This is a genomic window from Candidatus Tisiphia endosymbiont of Dioctria linearis, from assembly GCF_964026545.1.
Lineage (GTDB): Bacteria > Pseudomonadota > Alphaproteobacteria > Rickettsiales > Rickettsiaceae > Tisiphia.
In genome coordinates, this window is sequence record NZ_OZ032156.1 from 1207254 (window position 1) to 1229472 (window position 22219).

At 32.3% G+C, this 22219-nt stretch carries 21 protein-coding genes and 1 pseudogene; 7 read left to right on the forward strand and 15 right to left on the reverse strand.

What is annotated here, in order from left to right:
* Positions 1-151: 151 nt before the first annotated feature.
* Positions 152-733 (reverse strand): nucleotide exchange factor GrpE, encoded by a 582-nt coding sequence (grpE, locus tag AAGD42_RS05875; protein WP_341760726.1) that lies wholly within the window; start codon positions 731-733, stop codon positions 152-154.
* A gap of 92 nt (positions 734-825) precedes the next feature.
* On the opposite strand from grpE, the gene rph reads away from it, so the two are divergent.
* Both rph and AAGD42_RS05885 read left to right on the forward strand, forming a co-directional pair.
* On the forward strand, positions 826-1551 hold the full coding sequence (gene rph / locus AAGD42_RS05880; RefSeq protein ID WP_341760727.1) for a ribonuclease PH: 726 nt from the start codon (positions 826-828) through the stop codon (positions 1549-1551).
* A 124-nt stretch (positions 1552-1675) separates the two neighbouring features.
* Entirely contained in the window at positions 1676-2089 is a 414-nt protein-coding gene (locus tag AAGD42_RS05885) for a helix-turn-helix transcriptional regulator (protein ID WP_341752608.1), read from the forward strand.
* 24 nt (positions 2090-2113) lie between these two features.
* Here AAGD42_RS05885 and AAGD42_RS05890 read toward each other — a convergent pair whose 3' ends face one another.
* From AAGD42_RS05890 to AAGD42_RS05900, 3 genes are all read right to left on the reverse strand, one after another.
* The gene (locus AAGD42_RS05890) at positions 2114-2866 is read right to left on the reverse strand and encodes an SPOR domain-containing protein (protein WP_341752609.1); all 753 of its coding nucleotides are present in this window, start codon (positions 2864-2866) and stop codon (positions 2114-2116) included.
* Positions 2867-3249: 383 nt separating this feature from the next.
* Complete coding sequence (argS, locus tag AAGD42_RS05895) at positions 3250-4983, reverse strand: arginine--tRNA ligase (protein WP_341752610.1); 1734 nt, start codon at positions 4981-4983, stop codon at positions 3250-3252.
* Between the two features lie 3 nt (positions 4984-4986).
* The gene (locus AAGD42_RS05900; RefSeq protein ID WP_341752611.1) at positions 4987-6138 is read right to left on the reverse strand and encodes a deoxyguanosinetriphosphate triphosphohydrolase; all 1152 of its coding nucleotides are present in this window, start codon (positions 6136-6138) and stop codon (positions 4987-4989) included.
* Between the two features lie 510 nt (positions 6139-6648).
* Between AAGD42_RS05900 and erpA the strand changes: the two genes are divergently transcribed.
* From erpA to AAGD42_RS05925, 4 genes are all read left to right on the forward strand, one after another.
* A complete protein-coding gene (gene erpA, locus AAGD42_RS05905; protein WP_094649311.1) occupies positions 6649-6981 on the forward strand; it encodes an iron-sulfur cluster insertion protein ErpA in 333 nt (110 codons plus the stop codon).
* A 181-nt stretch (positions 6982-7162) separates the two neighbouring features.
* A complete protein-coding gene (gene rpmI / locus AAGD42_RS05910; RefSeq protein ID WP_094648668.1) occupies positions 7163-7366 on the forward strand; it encodes a 50S ribosomal protein L35 in 204 nt (67 codons plus the stop codon).
* Positions 7367-7393: 27 nt separating this feature from the next.
* The gene (gene rplT / locus AAGD42_RS05915) at positions 7394-7750 is read left to right on the forward strand and encodes a 50S ribosomal protein L20 (RefSeq protein WP_341752612.1); all 357 of its coding nucleotides are present in this window, start codon (positions 7394-7396) and stop codon (positions 7748-7750) included.
* 671 nt (positions 7751-8421) lie between these two features.
* Complete coding sequence (locus AAGD42_RS05925; RefSeq protein WP_341752613.1) at positions 8422-10029, forward strand: glycosyltransferase family 8 protein; 1608 nt, start codon at positions 8422-8424, stop codon at positions 10027-10029.
* A gap of 174 nt (positions 10030-10203) precedes the next feature.
* Here the strand turns inward: AAGD42_RS05925 and AAGD42_RS05930 are convergent, their stop codons facing one another.
* Complete coding sequence (locus AAGD42_RS05930) at positions 10204-11238, reverse strand: serine/threonine dehydratase (RefSeq protein ID WP_341753408.1); 1035 nt, start codon at positions 11236-11238, stop codon at positions 10204-10206.
* A gap of 91 nt (positions 11239-11329) precedes the next feature.
* On the opposite strand from AAGD42_RS05930, the gene lon reads away from it, so the two are divergent.
* Positions 11330-13669: an endopeptidase La gene (gene lon / locus AAGD42_RS05935; protein ID WP_341752614.1), complete on the forward strand. Its 2340-nt coding sequence runs from the start codon at positions 11330-11332 to the stop codon at positions 13667-13669.
* Positions 13670-13976: 307 nt separating this feature from the next.
* On the opposite strand, the gene AAGD42_RS05940 is transcribed toward lon, so the two are convergent.
* The 10 genes and pseudogenes from AAGD42_RS05940 to AAGD42_RS05985 form a co-directional block, all read right to left on the reverse strand.
* Positions 13977-14771, reverse strand: coding sequence for a cytochrome c1 (locus AAGD42_RS05940; RefSeq protein WP_341752615.1), 795 nt, complete (start codon positions 14769-14771; stop codon positions 13977-13979).
* Positions 14768-15979, reverse strand: a complete 1212-nt coding sequence (locus AAGD42_RS05945) for a cytochrome b (RefSeq protein ID WP_341752616.1) — start codon at positions 15977-15979, stop codon at positions 14768-14770. Before AAGD42_RS05945 ends, AAGD42_RS05940 begins: the two co-directional genes overlap by 4 nt.
* A gap of 6 nt (positions 15980-15985) precedes the next feature.
* Positions 15986-16513 (reverse strand): ubiquinol-cytochrome c reductase iron-sulfur subunit, encoded by a 528-nt coding sequence (petA, locus tag AAGD42_RS05950; RefSeq protein WP_341752617.1) that lies wholly within the window; start codon positions 16511-16513, stop codon positions 15986-15988.
* A 275-nt stretch (positions 16514-16788) separates the two neighbouring features.
* Positions 16789-17526 (reverse strand): hypothetical protein, encoded by a 738-nt coding sequence (locus AAGD42_RS05955; protein WP_341752618.1) that lies wholly within the window; start codon positions 17524-17526, stop codon positions 16789-16791.
* Between the two features lie 8 nt (positions 17527-17534).
* Positions 17535-19331 (reverse strand): restriction endonuclease subunit M, encoded by a 1797-nt coding sequence (locus AAGD42_RS05960; protein ID WP_341752619.1) that lies wholly within the window; start codon positions 19329-19331, stop codon positions 17535-17537.
* Positions 19332-19373: 42 nt separating this feature from the next.
* Entirely contained in the window at positions 19374-19817 is a 444-nt protein-coding gene (locus AAGD42_RS05965; RefSeq protein WP_250312108.1) for a DUF2670 domain-containing protein, read from the reverse strand.
* Positions 19818-19929: 112 nt separating this feature from the next.
* Positions 19930-20577 carry a heme exporter protein CcmB gene (locus tag AAGD42_RS05970; RefSeq protein ID WP_341752620.1) on the reverse strand — a complete coding sequence of 216 codons (648 nt, stop codon included), beginning with the start codon at positions 20575-20577 and terminating at the stop codon, positions 19930-19932.
* Positions 20578-20674: 97 nt separating this feature from the next.
* Positions 20675-20887 carry a hypothetical protein gene (locus AAGD42_RS05975; protein ID WP_341750914.1) on the reverse strand — a complete coding sequence of 71 codons (213 nt, stop codon included), beginning with the start codon at positions 20885-20887 and terminating at the stop codon, positions 20675-20677.
* Positions 20888-20891: 4 nt separating this feature from the next.
* A pseudogene (locus AAGD42_RS05980) lies at positions 20892-21894 on the reverse strand (DUF4040 domain-containing protein).
* Positions 21891-22187, reverse strand: a complete 297-nt coding sequence (locus AAGD42_RS05985; protein WP_341752621.1) for a Na+/H+ antiporter subunit G — start codon at positions 22185-22187, stop codon at positions 21891-21893. Before AAGD42_RS05985 ends, AAGD42_RS05980 begins: the two are co-directional and overlap by 4 nt.
* Between the last annotated feature and the right edge of the window lie 32 nt (positions 22188-22219).

Sequence of the window (22219 nt, forward strand, 5' to 3'; positions counted from 1 at the left end):
TTTTTATTCCCTGACTCAGTACCTTACTTTACGCATGGCATTAAAAGTCACAGGGAAAACAACCTGACGCTATTAGCGAGGAGCCACTTTAGTGGCTGGAAGCAATCCAACGAATGCGTAAAGTGAGTACTTATAGTAGCAACAAAGCAAATCACCCATTTTTCGATACTTGTACTATAGCAGGTCTAAGTAACCTATCTTTTATCTTATACCCTGATTGCATAACCGCTATGACACTATCCTGATCATATTCCTCTGATACTATCTGTGAAATTGCATGGTGTATATTGTAATCAAACTTTTCCCCTAATAATGGTTCTATTGACTCTAAACCGTGTTTTTGTAGTATGCTAGTCAACTCACTTTTAGTCATTTCTACACCAGTAATAATATTAGCTAGATCACCTTCCATATTTTGTGGCTTATGCTCCAAAGCTCTAGAAAGATTATCGTTAACACTGAGCAGATCTTTAGCAAAAGAAACAATGGCATAATCTTTTGCCTCTTCAATTGATTTTTCTAGACGTTTCCTAGTATTATCAGATTCGGCTATTGTCCTTAGCAACTTATCCTGCAAAATCTCAATTTGATTTTTCAAACTAACAATTTCTTGTAAGCTATCTTGTAACATTAGAGTATCAGAAGGTTGGTTTTCTACTTCATTTAGTAATTGTTCCTCAGCATCAGTATCAATTTCTTGATTATTACTATTGTTCTTTTGTTGTTTTTCCATATTTACAGCCTTTTTTCTTGCAAAAATCTACTTTCTTAACATATAGTGTAAAGCTTTGTATTTTCAAGTCAATTTTAATTAAGTAATAAACTATGAGAGCTTTTGATAGAAAAAATAATCAATTACGTAACATTTCAATTGAACCTTCAGTTCTGCTTAGTGCTGATGGTTCGTGTCTTGTTAAGTTCGGCAATACCCATGTAATATGTAGTGCAACCTATGAAACAAATGTTCCGCCATTTCTACGAGGGCAAAATCAAGGATGGATAAGTGCTGAATATGGTATGTTGCCACGTTCAACCCACCAGCGTATGAAACGTGAATCAACTCAAGGAAAGCAGTCAGGTAGGACGCAAGAAATTCAAAGGCTAATTGGCAGATCGATGCGTACGGCAATTGATCTAAAAGCCTTAGGAGAAAGACAAATTATCATTGATTGTGATGTAATTAATGCCGATGGTGGAACTAGGACAGCAGCAATTACTGGTAGTTATATTGCACTTCATCTAGCAATTAGATCATTAATTGCTAGGAAAGTTCTTAAAACTAACCCTTTAATTAGCCAAGTAGCCGCCATTTCATGTGGTATATATAAAGGGCAGCCCATAGTTGATCTTGATTATCTAGAGGATAGCAATGCTGAAGTAGATGCCAATTTTGTTTTTGCAGGTAACGGAAATATAATAGAAATTCAAAGTACAGCTGAAAAAAACCCCTTTTCTGAAGAACAATTTTATGCTATGCTACAATTGGTAAGAAGTGTAACCTCTGATCTATTTAAGTTACAAAACCAAATATTATTAAGTGGCAAGAATTAATATTTTACCTTTTAAGGTTCAAAAACTAGTCTGACTATAAAAACAATTAATTATTAGTTGTTTACTTTTTAATAAATATACCTTAATATTTAGAATATTAATTTTTATAGACAAAGCTTTATTTATGGTAAACTTACAAATCAAACTTAACTCATTAATGATTCAAAAAAATATCAATGCAGTAGAGATAGAGAAGAAAACTGGAATAAGTAGAAATACTGTTTATAGTATTTTGTACGGTAGTTCAAAAAACCCTAGTGCTACTAATTTACAATTAATTGCCAAAGCCTTAGATGTTAATTTGGAAGCTCTTGTTGTTGATAACGAAGTAAACCTTGAGGTGCTGACTGTTGATCAGATGAAAATCTTTAGCAAATCCACTAGTGTAACTATTAATATGTTGACTGAGAAAAATTTAAACTTTTCATTTACCAATCTTACAGCACTAATAAAAGAAATATATGAATATGCTCTAAAAAAGCAGTCTGTTGATAATACATTTGTAGATTGGATGATTGAGAAATATCACAAACCTTGATTTTTTCTTTGCTGATAAATTTTATCAACGATTGGTGATTATACAGCCTTGCTGATTATCAGAGAGTTTTTTGCATATAGCTTTAGCTTGGTTTATATTTTGATAGTTACCTACTAAGACTAAATAGAAAAAACTCCCTTTATCAGATTGTATCTTTTTGATATTTATTACCGTATTATTAAGGATTCTCGCATATTTTTTTTTGATTCTTTCCCCCTCTTGGTTAGCTTCTGATTCAGATTTTACCGAAGCTATCTGAATTTTATATCCTCCTTGATTTGACTTATTTAATAACTGCGTATCATCGATCTTACGACGCGATTCAGTAACTTTTATTATATTTAGACCCGCCTTATTTGAATTAGGTTGTTGAGCTATTGGAATAGGAATTTGTTCTACTAAATTCTCTTGTTGTACAGACTCATTTTTTATTATATTAGGTAAAATTATTTCCGTTCCTTCTTCATTTTTACTTAGTTTGTGTTTCTCATACTTAACCTGATCAGTTTCTATTATACCAAATAAAATTGTATCTATAGAGTCAATATCTTCATCACTTTGTGCTGATTGTTGTCTAGTGATATTTAATGGTTTTTCCGGTTCAGGTTGTAATATTATAGGTTTGCTAATCTTTTTTTGTTGTAAGTTCTCATAAATTATATTATTGGCGTTTGGTATTACTATCCCTCCACTATCTTGTGGTTTAATTTTTGTCGGCAATTGATCATGGTAAATTGTCACTATCTGACCACTATCTTGGTTATAATTAGTATACACTAAATATGCAATGCCACTAAGTATTGAGAGAAGAATAAGAACTCGAAACAAAATGCGGTTAACCATATTTTTATAAATAACTTTATCAGACAACGTATAGCTAACCCGATCAGCATTTAGCCATAGTAAACTGGCGTCATTGCGAGGAGGTCATAAGACCGACGAAGCAATCCATATAATAAGCTTCATGGATTGCCACGTTCACGTACGTTCGCTCGCAATGACGTTTGTGAATTTGGTGTATACTCAAATCATTTGAGTATAATGCTATAGTCAATTGATGAGAAGTTGGGGACGTCGTCGCTCGCCTATTACTTATAGGCGTCGCTCCATCGCTCCTAGCCCCAAATTCTCCTGAATTGACTATAATCAGATTAGTTATACTACATTTTATTCATAGGCGTCACCCCTATAACATCAAAACCAACTTTTATAATTTTTTGAATAGATTTTGCTAAAGCAAGGCGGGCAACAGTCAACTCTATATTATCTTCAATTAAAAACCGATAATCATTATTTTCTTTGCCAAAATTCCATAAAGCATGAAATTTTGAAGCTAAATTAATCAAATAAAAAGCTATTCTGTGAGGTTCAAAATATTTTGCTGAAGTCTCTAAAATTTTTGACCATAAAGCAAGCAGTTTAATTATTTCTATTTCTTCTTCAGTAGAAAGTAAAGACAAATCATACTCTTTTTCTAAGAATTTATTATATGTTTCTGGCATAGATTCTTTAGCTTTTTCCAATATAGACATAGTTCTAACATGAGCATATTGTACGTAAAACACTGGATTATCTTTTGATTGTTCTTTTACTTTTGCTAGATCAAAGTCAAGAGTAATATCATTCTTACGGGTTAGCATTATAAATCTTATTATGTCCTTACCTACCTCGTTTGTTACATCTCGCACATTAGTAAAATTGCCGCTACGTTTCGACATTTTTACAGCAATACCATTTTCAACGAAGTTTACTAACTGGCAAATTTTAACATCAACTTTAACTTTTTCTTTACCAAGAGCCTTAACTATCGCCTCAATTCTTTTTACATAACCACAATGATCTGCCCCTAGAACATAAACTAAATGATTAAACCCACGATCTATTTTATCCTTAGCATAAGCTAAATCAGAGGCAAAATATGACCAACTACCATCTGATTTTTCTATTGGTCTATCTTGATTATCGCCAAAAGCAGTAGATTTAAACAATCTCTGAGTTCTGGAATCCCAAGGCTCATCTGCATTGCCTTTAGGTGGAGGTAACTGCCCCTCATATATTAGCCCCATTACGCTCAGCAACTGAACAACTTCCTCAATCTTACCACTATCATGCAGTGATTTCTCCGAGAAAAATACCTCGTGTTCAATATCTAGCTCCTTTAAATCCTGTTTAATTATCAGTAACATTTCTTCTATTGTAAAATCCTTAACGAGTTCATGACGTTCGTTATCCGGCATTGTTAATAATTTATCCCCAAATTTCTCTACCAACTTTTGCCCAATATCTACCAAATATTCTCCAGGATAAAGCCCTGCTGGTATCACGATATCTTCTTTTGTTAATGCTTGCTTATAGCGTAACATAACTGAGTTAGCTAAGTCATCCACTTGGGAACCAGCATCATTAAGGTAATATTCTTTGGTAACAATATAGCCAGTACTATCTAGAACCTTGGCTAAAGCATCGCCATACACAGCTCCTCTAGCATGACCAATATGCAGAGGGCCAGTTGGATTTGCAGAGACGTATTCAATATTGACCTTTTGATTATTACCAAAATTAACCTTAAAAAACTCCTCTTTATCTAGCAATATGTCATTAATAGAGTTATGCCACATATCAGCTTTAATAGTAAAATTAATAAACCCTGGACCGGCAACTTCTATAGAGGCAATATATGGTAGAGGCGTTAATATCTCCTTAAATTTAATAGCTAGTTCCTTAGGATTAATATTTTGTTTTGCCGCGATAATCATAGCTATATTGCTTGAAAGATCACCATTGAACTTATCTTTAGGAATTTCAACAGCTGCCAATTGTAACACATCATCATTATCGCATATTTTTCTGCCTGCACTAATGATATCGTTACGTAATTTATTAAATATATTCATAAATTAAATATTATTAGAATTGAAGGAATAAATATCTTGATGCTCTTGAATAGCAAACCGGTCAGTCATGCCGGCTATATAATCTGCTACTATACCAGCTTTGGATTTTGTATTCCCTGGTATAATTAATTCTTTCCAACTAAATGGTAGTAAATCAATATTATCCATATATATCTTAAATAACTCTTGTACGATTCTTTGACACTTTAAAAGCATCGAGGTCAATTTATTATGCTTATATACTTTATCATACAAGAATTGTTTAATTTTTACTATACGCTCTTTTGCTTCATCAGTAAAATCAACAAGTTGATAATCAAGATGGCGTATATCATCGGTTGTAATTATTTTCTGTTTCTGTAGATTATTATTTGTTTGTACTAGTAAATCAGCAATTAAATCGCTGATTAATTTACGTACTACTTCATATATAAGCTGAGTTGTTGTTATGTTTTTAAACTGGGACTTAATTTCAAAAGCATATTGATCAATAAATTTAATTTCCGTTAGATGATTAAAGTCAATAATTTTGGCACCAACACTATCTTCTAAATCATGAGAAATATAACTAATATCATCAGCTAACGAAGCAATTTGGGCTTCAGCTGAGGAGTAATGAGTTAAGTCAAGATTATGTTGTGAATCATACTCTACTATATATTCAGGTATATTATTTATTAAAGGACCATTATGTTTGACAATTCCTTCTAGCACTTCCCATGTCAAATTTAATCCATCATAAGCTGCATATCTTTTCTCTACTTTAGTAATAATCTTTAATGAATGAGCATTATGGGAGAATCCACCATAGTCTTGCATACACTTATTTAGAGCTACCTCTCCTGCATGACCAAAAGGAGTATGTCCAAGATCATGAGCAAGACCTATAGTTTCTGCCAAATCACTTGACAAATTAAGGGTTTTAGCAATAGAACGGGCAACCGTAGAAACTTCAATTGAGTGAGTAAGACGATTTCGATAATGATCTCCTTCATGATTAATGAAAACCTGGGTTTTATATTGCAAACGCCTGAAAGCCTTTGAATGGATTATACGATCATGATCTCGTTCAAATTCATTTCTGTAAGCTGTAGAATATTCGTTAAACAATCTTCCCCTACTATTGCTGGGGTCTACTGCATATGAAGCAAGCATATATTAACTCCTAATATTATGTTCTAGATAACCTCATCTGTCATTGCGAGGAGCTACTTTAGTAGCAACGAAGCAATCCAAAAAGCAACAAGAGATTGCTTCGTCGCCTTCGGCTTCTCGCAATGACGTTTGGGGTAGCTACTTTGTCATTGCGAGAAGCCGAAGGCGACGAAGCAATCCATAAATTGCCATTCCCTCCCACTATTGTCATTCCCGCTTCGGTGCGGAATCTAATATCCCTGCTTTCGCGGGGATGACACAAGACAGGATCACTTTGTCGTGCGATGCTACTTCTTGCTAATATTAATGGCATAATGTTAACCGGATTAGCTATATAGTCAATTGATGAGAAGTTGGTGACGTCGTCACTCGTCGCTCCTAGTCCCCAATTCTCCTGAATTAACTATAGTATAGAATCACCTACTAAGCTTTTCAAGGTTTTTAAATGAAGCTGTTGCAAAATTAGCTTTTTAGGATTATTTTAAGGGTCTTTAATAATATAATCATGTCATGTCAATAGAAATTACCGATAATGCTTTTAAAAGAGTGGGCGAGTTAATCAAATTGGAAGATAATCCCAATTTAGTTCTTAGAATAATTGTTGATGGTGGTGGATGTTCTGGGTTTGTTTATAATTACGCCCTCGTGCCAAGTAATGACATAACAAAAGATGATTGTGTTATAGAGAAAGATAATACTAAAGTGGTTATTGATGCAATATCACAGCCATTCATGGCTGATTGTATAATAGATTTTATCGAAGAGTTAGGCAGTTCCTATTTTGAAATTAGAAATCCCAATGCAAAAACTAAGTGTGGGTGTGGTAACTCTTTCTCTGTATAATAATTATGCGTTGTGAACAAAATATAGTAATTTAAATTTTGTTCACAGAACCTAGTGTTGCATAAAAAATTAACTTGCAATAATTCATAAAAAATATTATATTTCACCATATAGCAATATGGCTTTGGTATGCCTAATTTTTGCTATACAGTCTTAAAATACCAAATATAAGGAACTAATAATGCCTAAGTTAAAAACAAAATCAGCTGTAAAAAAACGCTTTAAGCTTACCGCTACTGGTAAAGTTTGTGCCACTCAAGCTGGTAAAAAACACTTCATGAGACGTCGGACAAAAGCTCAACTTCGTAACCTTAGAGGAACAACGATTCTCTGTACTCAAGATGCAAAGAACTTAAAAAAATTCTTCCTTCCATATGGAATTTAACAATTTAACCAAGGAAATAGGTGAGATATGTCACGCGTAAAATCAGGAAAAATTTCAAAAAATCGTCATAAAAAAATTCTCAAACTTGCTAAAGGTTATAGAGGGCGGTCTAATAATTGCTTTAAGGTAGCAATTGAGAAAGTTGAAAAAGCTCTACAATATGCTTATAGGGATCGTAGAAATCGTAAACGTGATTTTAGAGGGCTTTGGATACAAAGAATTAATGCAGCAGTGCGTGAGCATGATTTAGTATATTCACAATTCATGGGTGGGCTTAAAAAAGCTGCAATAGATATTGATCGTAAGGTGTTAGCTGAATTGGCAGTTAACAACCCGCAAGGTTTTGCAGATATAGTGGTTCAAGCTAAGGCTCAGTTGCAATAGGGTTTTTATAAAACTCTACTTCTGTTGGTAGTTTGTACGTTAATGCGGTTCATGCTAACATATACTTTTTATTTTATAGTGAAAATTTAATTAGGCATACGTGTTATTGTGGGGAAGCACTTTAGTGGCAATGAAGTAATTGTAAGGTTGACAAATTCACTCGTCCATATATGACAATAGTGGGTGGAAATTACAATTTATGGATTGCTTCGTCAACTTTATAGTTTCCTCGCAATGACGTCGGTTATTCTTTTGCAACTTTTAAGCTACCATGATGCCCTCTAAAACCGCTTCCTCTTCTAATTTTCGACAGTTATGGTTCCGCACTCCTCGTAATGACGTTTTTATGCTGTTTAATACTTATAGAATGAAAATTATAGGGTATAGTCAATTGATGAGAAGTTGGTGACGTCGTCACTCGTCGCTCGCCTATTACTTATAGGCGTCGCTCCATCGTTCCTAGCACCAAATTCCCCTGAATTGACTATAGTATGTTTACTGAGTCAGGGAATGAAAAAAAATAAGCAATACTGCAAAAATAATGAAACCATCTATTAGTGGAGCATAAAAATCTGCTATACTTATAGATATAACCGAATTTAGGCTAATTTAGCTATCCCAAATTCTATATTGAATATGGTCTGAACACTTAAATAAAATTGAGAAAAATAGTGAATAAAAAATTAATATTACAAAAATATAAATATGCATTATCTCTTCTAATAATAATATTATGTGTATTAAAAGGTTATTCTTATGACAAAATAAAAATAAAAAAATTTTCAAATGACTTAGTGTCACTGCAAAATAATGATAATATTCAAAATGGGAAAATATCAGTTGTTGAAAGAGTAAGTGATTATGCTTACTCTCGTATTTACTCAAATTTAAGAAAAAATCGTTTTGAATTTGATATGGTGGTTAATGATCTAAATAATAATTTTTTAACTGATGAAAGAAAAGACTATATTGAAAAGGTTTGTCTTTTCCAAATTGAAGAAGCGGTAGATAGGGTATCAATTGCCAAAGGTTACAATTGTTTATCACGTTTACAGCTTTTAAAAAAGGAAAAAGCTGAATTATATAGGGGCATAAAAAATAGCAGCTATTCTTTAGATTTATTATATAAATCAGAATATGCCCTTAATTTAGCTCATATTATTATTAAAGATCATAAGGAACAGATTTTTTCTTTTATTAAAGACTTAAAAGAAGAAGATTTACTAAAATATTTTAGTGGTTACATGCAAGATGAAGTAGCTTTTCTTAATAAGCTGATAGCATTAAATATTCCTGAATTATCAGCTAAAGCTTTTTATAGGCTTAGCATGATTAATATATTAGGTCGATCTTCTGTTTTAGAGAAAGCGAACATAGACCTTAAGACAGCCGTTGCTAACTATCAACGAGCCTTGAATTTAAGTGGAATAGATGCTAATAATGTTACTAATATTGCTCTTGTTATAAATGATAAGTATGCAGTACATGCTGCAACTACCATTGCATCAGCTTTGTTAAATTCAGACTTAGATAGCTTCTATGATTTTTATTTTATTATGGATCAGGAAGACCCTATATCTATAGAATCGCAAGAAAAACTATCATCTATGCAGGATATAAAGCCTTACAAAATAAATTTTATAAATGTTGATAATAATTTATTGCCGATAGAATTAATAAAAAGTAAATTTAAAAATTGTGATTGGCCTCTTTTAATAAGCTATAGACCATTTTTTAGTAAAATTTTGCCAAATTTAACCTCGGTATTATCGCTGGATGCTGATTTAATAGTTTTAAAAGATTTAAGCTATTTTAAAACTATTGATATGACGGATTATTTTGTGGCAGGCAGCTATGATGCCGGTAATCCTGGTCATAACGAACTTGGGTGTAATCATGCTTTACCGTATTTTTATATAAATGCCGGTGTTATGTGGTTTAATTTAGAAAATATGAGAAATAATAAAACGGAAGATTGTTTAGTAAATTCATTAAACAATACTGTATGTTCTCTTTCAATGTTTGAACAAGATATAATAAATATAGCTTTTAACGATAGAATTAACCATATTTCACATAAATGGAATCATACACCTAGTTATAGATCAAGCACAACCAATACAAATTATTATACAAAATTTATTTTACATTATTCAGGAACAAAACCTTGGGCTGGGGGTGTGGAAAAAGCACAGATAGAACAATTAGACGATATTTACAAAGAATATTGGCGTTATAGAGAATTAACGTCTTGGGGGACTCCATACTCACCTAAATAGCTTTTCTGTTAGAGTGTATATACTCAAATGATTTGAGTACAATAAGTAATTATAATAACCTAGGCTCTGTGAACAAAATTTAAATTACTAGATTTCGACTCTTTTTAGCTGCAAATTATAAGATTTTTTTGAAATAGAACTAACTATTCCGGCAAAAATCTTATTAATTTTCGCTTAAAAATACTCAAAATCTAAACAATTAAAATTTTGTTCACAGAGCCTAGGCAAATTAGCAAGATATTCTCCCTTCCAAAGCTCCTGATAAATAATAGGATCAATGTTCCCACCTGATATAAGCACTAAAACTTTCTTAGGTTTTGACTGTTTCTTTAACCAATTTACTACTCCGACCATATTTAAAGCACATGATGGTTCACAGGCAATTCGTAGCAAATGAATCAACCAAGCGGTCCAATAATATATAGAATGTTCATCAGCAAGAAAGAAATCATCGAGTTTATTTAGATAATTAAATGTACGTGGTGAAACTGCTAAAGTACGCAAACCATCTGCTACAGTACTTGGTGAATCAGTAAACCTATATATCGAACCTTGCTTAATCGATAAGAAAGCATCGTTGGCATTAAGCGGCTCTGAACCTATCAGCAAGCTAGATGGAGATAGTAATTCTTTCGCTAAATATGATCCAGAAAGCACCCCCCCACCTCCACAAGAAGCAAAAATGGCATCTGGGCTGAATCCTAGTTGTTGCAATGCTTCATAACACATTGTACCAGCCCCAGCTATACTAGAATCACTATCGGAAGGATGCAAATAGTAAAAATCATTTTCTATGTCACTCTTTGCTTTATCTTCTGCCATTTGTCTAGTTTTAGTTAGTATAACCTCTGCTCCATAATATTTTGCTGTTTGTTGTTTAATTGGAGAGGTATTTTCTGGTAAATAAATTCTTGCCTTAAGGTTAAGGGTTTTTGCTACCCAAGCAAGACCAATTCCATGATTACCTGTACTATATGCAACAACTTTATTTGGTAAACAATTTTGTTCTTGCAACTCTAATAAGTGGTTTAATACCCCTCTAACCTTGAATGCTCCGGTTTTTTGTAACGAGTCTATTTTAAAGAAAATTTTATGACCGAGCATTTTATCTAAAATTTCAGATTGAACTATTGGGGTCAAATGAAGATATTGTTTTACCCTATTGCTTGCTATTGATATGATATTGGAAGATTGAGGTGATGAAGGCATATATAAAACTAAATGTAGCTTGAAATCATAGTAAGACGGTATTATATAGCTACCATCCTCTTTAGTATATAAATTTCTTAAGGTTTTTAATATGACAAATAAAGAAAAATTACCCTTACTCGCATTAAAAGACATGGTGATATTTCCAGCTATGATCGCTCCTGTATTTGTCGGTAGGTCAAAGTCTCTAAAAGCTTTGTTTAATACTAAAATTATAGATAATAATAGATATATATTATTAGTATTACAAAAACAACAAGATCAAGATACTCCAGATATTCAAGATCTTCATTCTACAGGAGTAATTGCTAAAATTATACAAACAGTAAGGTTACAGAATAATGCCAAAATTCTAGTTGAAGCAATCAATAAGGTTACCCTACATAACATCACTAATAAAGAAATATTTGAAGCTGAATATAGCATACTACATGATGAAGAGGTAATTGATGTAGAATCTTTAAAAGTTTCCACAGCAAATGTTATCGAGTTATTTACAAAATATACTAAGACTCATAAAAAAATTAATCCAGAAATAATAGAAACGATAACTGGTGAAATAGCAAAAAATCCAACAGATTTTAGTTATGTCACTAATGTACTAGCTTCTTATTTGACTGTACCATTAATAATAAAACAAACTTTGTTAGAGGAGACCAAACCTCAATCACGAATTAAAACTATAATAGATACATTAACATCTAGTATGGCTCAAATAGATGCAGAGCAAGCTTTACAATTGCGAGTAAAAAAACAAATTGAGAAAACTCAGCGTGATTATTACTTGCACGAACAAATGAAAGCTATACAAAAAGAACTCGAACATGATAAATCTGATTTCTCTGATATAGAAAAAAAGATTAAAACCTTAAAACTTTCAAAAGAAGCAAAAGAAAAAGCTGAAGCAGAACTGAAAAAGCTAAAGCTTATGAATCAAATGTCAGGTGAATCATCAGTTGTCCGTAATTACCTTGATACATTATTAGCCATGCCATGGGGGAAATTTGATAATAATAAAACTGATATAAATAAAACTAGAGAAATTTTGGATCGTGATCACTTTGGTCTTGAGAAAGTCAAAGAGCGTGTTATTGAATATTTAGCAGTGTTACAACGTTCTAAAAAAATTAAAGGACCTATATTATGCTTAATCGGTCCGCCAGGAGTTGGGAAAACCTCATTGGTCAAATCCATTGCTGAAGCAATAGATAGGAAATATACTAAATTTGCTCTTGGCGGTATTAGAGATGAATCGGAAATTAGGGGACATCGAAAAACATATCTTGGTTCTATGCCAGGAAAAATTATGAATTTAATAAAAAAAGTTAAAACTAATAACCCCATTATGTTATTAGATGAAATTGATAAAATGGGTTCTGATTTTCGAGGTGATCCGGCTTCTGCTTTACTTGAAGTCTTAGACCCTGAACAAAACAGTAATTTCGTTGATCATTATTTAGAAGTAGAATATGATCTGTCAGAGATAATGTTTATTGCAACAGCTAATTCTTATAATCTGCCCAGAGCTCTACTTGATCGTATGGAGATCATTAACATTTCTGGTTATGTTGAAGAAGAAAAATTACAAATTGCCAAAAACTACTTAATACCAAAGCAATTGAAAATGCATGAAATAAAGAAAAATGAACTCACTATTGATGATGGAGCAATTTTAGAATTAATTAGATATTACACCAAAGAATCAGGAGTAAGATCGCTTGAGAGAGAAATTGGCTCTGTTACAAGAAAAGTATTGCAAAGAATTTTGAGTAACAAAAAAATAAAAAGCATATCAATATCATCTGCCAATCTTGAAGAATATTTAGGAGTTAGGAAATATAATTTTGGTCTAGCTGAAAAAGAAGATCAAATAGGTAGTACTACGGGACTTGCTTATACAGAAGTTGGCGGAGAATTACTTACCATCGAAGCCTTGTCATTCCGTGGCAAAGGAGATATTAAAACTACTGGTAAACTTGGGGATGTAATGAAAGAATCTGCTCAAGCAGCCTATAGCTGTTTTCGTTCTAGAGCTAGTAGTTTTGGATTAAAGTATGAAGATTATAAAGATCTTGATATCCATTTGCACGTACCGGCTGGAGCGATTCCAAAAGATGGTCCATCTGCTGGATGTGCAATATTTACCACTATTGTTTCACTTATGACCAAAATACCGGTAAACAGAACTGTAGCAATGACTGGAGAAATTACCCTAAGGGGGACAGTATTACCAATTGGGGGACTAAAAGAAAAATTATTAGCCGCTAGCCGAGGTGGTATACAAACGGTGATAATACCTCAAGATAACGTTAAAGACTTAGAAGATATTCCACCGAATATAAAAAATAGTTTAGAAATTTTATCAGTATCAACTGTAGATGAAGTGCTAAAATTAGCTTTGGTCAATAATAATTTTACAGTTACTAACTAGGCTCTGTGAACAAAATTTTAATTGTTTAGATTTTGAGTATTTTTAAGCGAAAATTAATAAGATTTTTGCCGGAATAGTTAGTTCTATTTCAAAAAAATCTTATAATTTGCAGCTAAAAAGAGTCGAAATCTAGTAATTTAAATTTTGTTCACAGAGCCTAGGATCTTATATCACATTTTCAAGATATAAGAACCTAAAAATCGATCTGATGCCAGTGGAAACTTTTGCCATATATTACAGTAGTGGAGAGATATTCATCATAAGAAAATAGCAAAAAAACTGTGAATGCTTACCTTTTTCTGTAGTTTTATCCACTTTTTTCATTAGGTTCCCTGACATCTTGCCAAATTCTATTTTTAGAAATATAAAAGAAAATTGTAAAAATTACTAAAAATATCATTACCTTTAAACCCATAGATTTACGGTTTTCCATTTCAGGTTCAGCAGCCCATTGTAAAAATACGGTAACATCCATAGCCATTTGTTCTGCCGATGAGTTTGTTCCGTCTATATATTGTACTTGTCCATCTGTCAGTGGAGCTGGCATGGCAATTTGACTATGCGGAAAGTATGGATTGTAACTTAATCCTGGCATTAATTTAAAATTCTCAGGAGGATTAGTATAACCAGTAAGTATAGAATATACATAATTTGCCCCATCAGGTCTTGCTTTAACGATCAATGATAAATCAGGTGGGTCTGCCCCGTTATTGGCTGCTCTTGCTGCTTGTTCGTTAGAGTAGGGGCGAACAAATGAATCAGATGGTAGAGCTGGTCTTTCAAACATTTCTCCTGCATCATTGGGTCCATCTTGCACCGTATAATTTTTGGCTATTTCTTTAATTTCTTCATCTGAAAATCCTATATCTTTAAGATTACGATAATATAAATTATAAAGACCATGACACACACTACATACTTCTTTATAGACTTGAAAGCCACGTTGTGCAGCTTTTCTATCAACGCTATCAAAAATTCCGTCAAATGACCAAGTAATCTTTTTTGTAGGTAATGCTTCGTTGGCAGTGATAGTATTGGATACTAACAAAATTAACAAACACAGGTAAAATTTGATATAAGAGGTAATTTTATTATCTTTCATATAGAATCCGGTAATGGCAAAGTTTTCTCATACTTGCTAATTAGTGGTACTGCAACGAGAAAATGAAAGAAATAGTAAGTAGCAGCAAATCTACTTAAGGTAATATAAGGGTCTTCGGCTGGTTTTCCTCCAAGATATCCAAGTACCAAACAATCAGCTATGAACAGCCAAAAAGCTATACGGAACATTGGTCGATAATTGGCACTTCTAACTTTTGAGCTGTCAAGCCAAGGTAAAACAAATAATAACAAAATACTAGAAAACATTAATATTACCCCACCTAGCTTTGACGGTATTGCCCGTAAAATAGCATAAAATGGCAAAAAATACCATTCTGGAACTATATGAGTTGGCGTAACCAAAGGATTAGCTGGTACGTAATTGTCAGGATGTCCTAAATAATTTGGTTTGAAAAAGACAAAAAAAGCAAATATTAGAAAATAAACACCAAATCCAACAAAATCTTTTACAGTATAATATGGATGGAAAGGAATAGTATCTTTAGGGGATTTAACATCGATACCCTTGGGGTTATTTGAACCATGAACATGTAGGGCTACTAAATGAAGTAAGACTAAAGCTACTATAATAAAAGGCAATAAATAATGTAAAGCAAAGAATCTGTTAAGTGTAGGGTTATCAACTGAAAAACCTCCCCAAAGCCAGGTAACTATCGATTTGCCAATGATAGGTATAGCTGAAAATAAATTGGTGATTACAGTTGCTCCCCAGTAGCTCATTTGTCCCCAAGGCAGTATATATCCCATAAAGGCAGTAGCCATCATGATAAGAAAAATTATTATGCCTATATGCCATAATAACTCTCTAGGTTTTTTGTACGAGCCATAATATAACCCTCTACAGATATGTAGATAAACGACAACAAAAAACATTGATGCCCCAACTGAGTGTATATAACGTATTAGCCAGCCATAATTGACGTTACGCATAATTTTTTCAACACTCTCGAAGGCGTAATCGACGTGAGGGGTATAATGCATAGCCAAAATAATGCCAGTGATTATCTGAATTACTAAGGCAATACCAGCTATTGACCCTAAGTTCCATAGGTAACTCAAATTTTTGGGTGTTCGGTATTCGCCTAGATGTTTAAAGAACGAGAAAATAGGGAGTCGGTAGTCGATCCATTCTATGATCGGATTGGATTTGTTTGGATTGGATTCCTCAGGATAATTACTTTCATTCATAAATAATTATCCGATTTTAATTTTTGTATCGGAAATAAATTCATATGGTGGAACAGCCAAATTTGAAGGGGCTGGTCCTTTGCGAACCCGACCAGATGAATCATACTGAGAGCCATGGCATGGGCAAAACCAACCGTTATAATCGCCTTGGTTTGCAAGTGGTACGCAACCCAAATGTGTACAAATGCCTATAGTCACCAACCACTTATCATGCCCAGATTTAACTCTATCTTGGTCAAGCTCAGGATCCATTAGCTCGGCGAGATTTACATTTCTTGCTTCAGCAATTTTTTCTGGAGTTCTATTAGTAATAAAAACCGGCTTGCCTTGCCATTTAACAGTAACAGTTCGCCCTGGTTGGATTTGAGATAAATCCACTTCTATTGAAGATAGGGCAAGAACATCTGCTGAAGGGTTAAATGAATTAACAAGAGGATAGGTGGCACACGCTGCTCCAACCACAACCATACTGCTAGCAGTTAAGGTTATAAAATCTCTACGAGTTGCTTTATCATAACAATTAGTATTTGACATAAACTGATTCAGTATAATTTATAGATATCTACGTAATATGTTACTATAAAAGTAATAAAAAATCAAGGATAGCTTAAGATTAAAGCATTATATACTTTATTAGTGAGCGTTCACGGAAAAAAGCTAAAGTACAAGACGTAATTGCGAGGAGGATTAAGCCTAGTGCCACGACCATTACATGGTCTCGCAATGACAGTTTTTAGCCATTGCATCATTGCTAGGAGCTACTTTAGTAGCATTGATGCAATCCAAAAAGTGTTCAGAAATGGATTCAATTATGTTACAATATCACCAAACTCATCCCTTAAAAAAGATAGTTTGTCCAAAGCTTGCCATTTTTGAGTAAATGTATCTTTAATCTTATTTGAAATCTCTAAAGTTTTATTTCTATCTAACGGAATAGGTATTAAAAGTTCCTTCCATCTATCTCCTATATTTGGTAGAGTTGTGTCTATGAATATTTTGTTATATAGCTGTTTTTGTGTAATTGAATGAGACATAGCAAATAGAAAATAATACGATGTAATATTGTAAATGTTATGTTGATTAATAATTCTAAAAGTTGTAATTTCATTGGTTAATAAAACATTCGTATCAAATTTTGAAATCATTGCAACAGATCCTATCCTATAACTTCCTCTACGAACAAAGACTACATCCTCTTGTCGCAAAGACAAACCATTCTTACCTTTGATTTTATGATATATATGTTCTGGTACTAATGCAGTTGGGTTCTTGTAAATTTCCCAATTAATTATATCAGCCACTCTAACATAAGGTACTGTTCCAGTCCCTTTATACTCGCTTGGCGGTGAACCGTGTCCGTTAAATGCTTGTAAAATATTTTGCTTTAATAATTCGTTAATTGTAATAAGTTTAAATTTTTGATTATTAGCTATCTCTTTTATTTCTTCTTCTTTTTTTTTCCAGTAATAGCGTGGTACATAAACGTTATTGGTGATATCAGAACTTGAAGTTATAAAGGTATTTTTATTGAATTTTTTAGATAACAACTCATTTCTTATGGTTTCTGTATCGTCCCAAATTTCTTTTGTAAATACCTCATTTGTATATCGTACCTATAAATTAATCTTCCAGTATGATCATGCCCCATTTCTTCTGCAACAGCCATAATAATATCACTATTTTGTCTTTTGCCTTTTTCTAATACTAATAAACAAGTTTTCGCATTACAATAAGGTCTAAAAGTATTATGAGGTAGGTCTATAACTGCAATAATATTATTTTTTTTAACTAAAAAATCTAGAACGTGTTTTTTAGAAGGGGCGTGAAGGTAAGTCTCTGGTAAGACTATTGCAAGTTTACCTCCATCTTTTAATAATTGCAAACATCTTTCTATAAATAACTCTTGAGGTTCAGTTTCTTTTACTTTATTAGTTCTTATAAAAGAATTACCTTCTTTTTTATATTGATGCCCTAATTCAAAATATTTACAGTCTTCTTTTAGAATCTTGATTTTGCTACCAAATGGAGGATTTGTAACAACAAAATCAAAAGTGTTTAGTTCAATTTCACCGTCTTTTTGAGTTGTAATTAATTCTTTTGTTTTTACCTGGAATTCATGAATTGGAGGCAATGTATTTTCTTGAACAATTTTACTCTTACCATCACCTATAATTGTCATATATGCTTTGCATATCTTAACTAAATCTATTTCTTTCTCTAATCCATAAAAACACTTTTCGGCTATTTGCTTTTTTAACCTATTTATATCTGTTGAATTTTTATATGTTCGATCATGATCCATTTTTTTCCAAACATGTTCAAGTGCATATATTAAAAAACCACCACTACCACAAGCAGGGTCTATAATGGTCTGATTTGGGGATGGATCTAAAATTTGCACTGCAAGCTTTACAATTTCTCTAGGTGTAAAAAATTCACCTTTTTCACCAACTAATTTACTTTCTGCAAAAGTTTCAAAAGCCTCCCCTACTATATCTTTTTCAGTTTTTAGTAATGCGATTTGCTCTAGTTCCCCAACTACATAAACAATTGATTTTGCATCAAGTGTTATTTCTTCATTTGTAATAAAAATTCCATCATCTTCTAATTCTTCTTTTACTTTTATAAACAATTTTTGTATTCGTTTTTTAACTTTACCATATTGTGCTATTTTAATTTCTTCATTTTCACTTTTATCATTATTGATTGTCTCCATTTCTTCTGTTGTTATTCTAAAATTTGGCAAACTATTAAGTTCATATTTCTCATCAATAATCTTACAAAAGATTAGTTTAATCATTTCGCTTCCAAGCTTTTCTTTCCTACTAATATTTGTATTAGAATATAAAGTATTTAGTATACGCCTAAAAACAGGTTTTAGATTTTTAACAGGTTTTAGTTTATCTTTTGTTATATTACCTATTGCTTCTATCGTTTCTCCTTTTTTCGGTATATTAAATAGACAATCTTTCTTTACTTCTCCTTTAGAATTTTTATATAAATATTCAATTTCTTCTCCATTAGTCCAAACTCCAAACAAAGCAGAAGTAGCTTGCATATAACTCGTCAGTTGTTCTAAACCATCTTTTCTACTTTTCTTTTTAACCTCAACAATACCAAGTATATCGCTATATTGATTTCTATTTTTTGATTTATCTTTGTATATTACAATATCTGCTTTTTTTACAGCACTACCCATTTGTATTGAAACTTCAATATCTAATTGCTCTTTGTCATAAAAATAGTCGTCATACAATATCTTTTCATATTCTTGTCGTACTTTTTCTTCAGGCTTTTTTAAATCTACAGCTTTGTTTGTTGCAAAATCATTAATGTATCCATCCTTTAACATACTAATTTTTATTGATTACCCTAACTTATACTTATATTATTCTCATTTGCCATCAGTTGATTTACCATCGCTATCGTTAGAATTGTCAGGAGAGTCATAAGGATTGCGGTAAGGGAGCATTTCCGGTACAGTTCCATCTTTAGGCAATAACTTCTTTAATCCGTCTTCTAAAGCTTTCTCACCGGTTTCTTCTCTAACCTCATATTTTGGTGGATCTCCTAAACATTTCCAAAAATTGGTTAAACTTTCAAAGTTGGGACCTAATTTTGGAGTACAGTGTTGAGCAATTGATTTTGACGTATCAAGAATTTCAGTGGTAGCAGTTGTTATATAGCTGATAAGTCCAATTTGTTCGAGTCCTTTAGCTACCCAAAATAATATTACCAGAGAAGCAACAGCTATCATAACGTACCATTTGGCTATGATAGTCCACAAAAACATTCCCATAGGGTTAGCTGCTATTAGTCTTCTTAAAGCTTGCCACATATATATAATTACCGAAAAATAGTTAAAAAATCTACGAGTAGAAATTACATGAATTGTAAAAAAATAACAATTTTTTTATTAGTGCAAGGGTCAGTATAGTGTATAATTAAAATTAAATGTTGTAAATATTCTTAATTAGATAGGATGAGAGATAAAATATTATTGGTACAAGGAGCATATTGATACCAATCATAACAAAAATTAGATTGATATTATCAAAATTTTGTAAAACAAGACCGCTAAGTATGATGTTGGGTATTAGTAGCGGCATGATTAATATTGCTAACAGATTAGTATTTGACCTAAAATAGCTTTGAACAGCTCCAATTAAAACTAATAGGCTACTGGACAAAATTAATAATAGAGTTAGATTGATCAAAAGATAGCTTACTATTAGCATGTCAAGATCGAAGATAATATAAATTATTGGTATATTTAATAAAGCACTGGTGAGGGAACTAAAAATTATGGTAATTAATTTAGCGGCAATAATTTCACTCTCATTGAAGCTAGATAATAGTAACTCTAAACTTCCGTCCTCGACATCTTGCTGAAATATTAGACTAGAAAAGCCAATTAGAGCTATCGGTAAAACAATTATTGAAAAAATAATTCCAAATTTTTTAATATCTGTTTGGTCATTAATTAAAGCAGTACTGAAAATACAAAATAAAAAGAATATAAATAGATATTTACTAAGATTATTAATACGATTTTGAATTAAATATTCCCATTTGATCAGTTGTATTAGTTTATGCATATAACTATAGTAGAATTGATTGATGAGAAGTTGGTGACGTCGTCACTTATCAGACTTAGTGTCATCCCTGCTTCAGTGCGGGATCTTAGATTCCCGCCTACGCGGGAATGACAATAGTGGGCGGGAATGACAATTTACAATTACCCCTACTACCCAATTCTCCTAAATTAACTATAGCTTCTTTTAAAGTAGACAAAAATAATTCCCTATTACGATCTAGAAAATATTGTTCTAAAGCAGCATTCACATACTCCGTAACTTCTGCCTTGTTTTGTAATTGTTCTCTTAAGTAATTGGTAAATTTTTCCATATAATTATTCTCTAATATTACTTGCAGTAATAATAGAATATATCAAACACATAACCGATGCAACACAAAGTCCAACACCAATCTCAATGGTAAAAATACCAATATGTTGAGCTAGCAATTTATCATCTGCCAAAGAATAATAGTTTAAATAATTATCGTCAAATAATATTGATACCATACCGGTTAAGGCATAGATCAATACTCCGATAGTAGCCATACCAACTAGTAAATCAGTAGAGAAATATTGCCGTAATTTAAATTGACCATGAACTAAATCAAAACCAATTATCGTAGAAGCAAATATAGTACCAGCCTGGAATCCACCCCCTGGTGATGCATCACCATTAATTTGAATATATAGACCGTATAAAAATATATAGGGTAAGATAAAAAGAGTAATATATTTTATAATAACAAAATTTTTAAGCATCTTTAGTATTTTTTTGTGAGAATAGTAATAATACCGATATTCCAGCAATTAAAATGACGGCAGTTTCTCCAAGAGTATCATACCCTCTATAGCTAGCTAATAGGGCTGCAACAAAAGATGGAATGCCAATGTCACTTTTAGTATGTTCAATATAATATTTGGTTAGATGGTTTTGCAATGGAGAATCTATCGCTCCATATTCTAATAAATCAATCCCTGCGAAGGCGAGTACTACTATAAAAATTATGCATATAATTGATGAACTTATTACTCGTGTTGGTTTAAGATTGTCGTTTTGTACGGCTGGCAATTTGCTTAGAAATCCTAAAAATACACAGCTAGATAAACAAGCACCAAGAGCGACTTCAGTCATTGCTACGTCGGGAGCATCCATCAGTAGATAAGATAAACCAATAAGTAAGCTAAACATAGAGTTTATTATTACTGTTTCTAATAAAGAGTTACAAAATATCAGCTTAATTGATACGACAACAAGTAATATCAAGATTCCCACAAGCAACCAGCTAGCTAGTTGGAAATTTATTATGTCTGGTATAACAAATAAGCGATCAATCATTTTAATTCTTTTGAGTTATTTGGGCTTAATAGGGAAGCCTTGCCAATTGCATGAGTAGATACCGGATTTAATATTAAAATCAATATAGCTGCAAAAACTAATTTAAAAGAGCTAGTAAAATCATGTTGTAAAAAAGCAAGCCCAACAAGTGATAAAGGTACTCCACAACATTCAATTACACTGGCAGCATGAATTTTTGTATAAAAGTCAGGAAATCGAAAAAGCCCAACAATGCCGGAAAATATTGCTATAATTCCAAGTAGGGTTAATCCATAACCAATAACAAATATCATAAATATCCTCAGAAATTAAATCTTTAACTAGC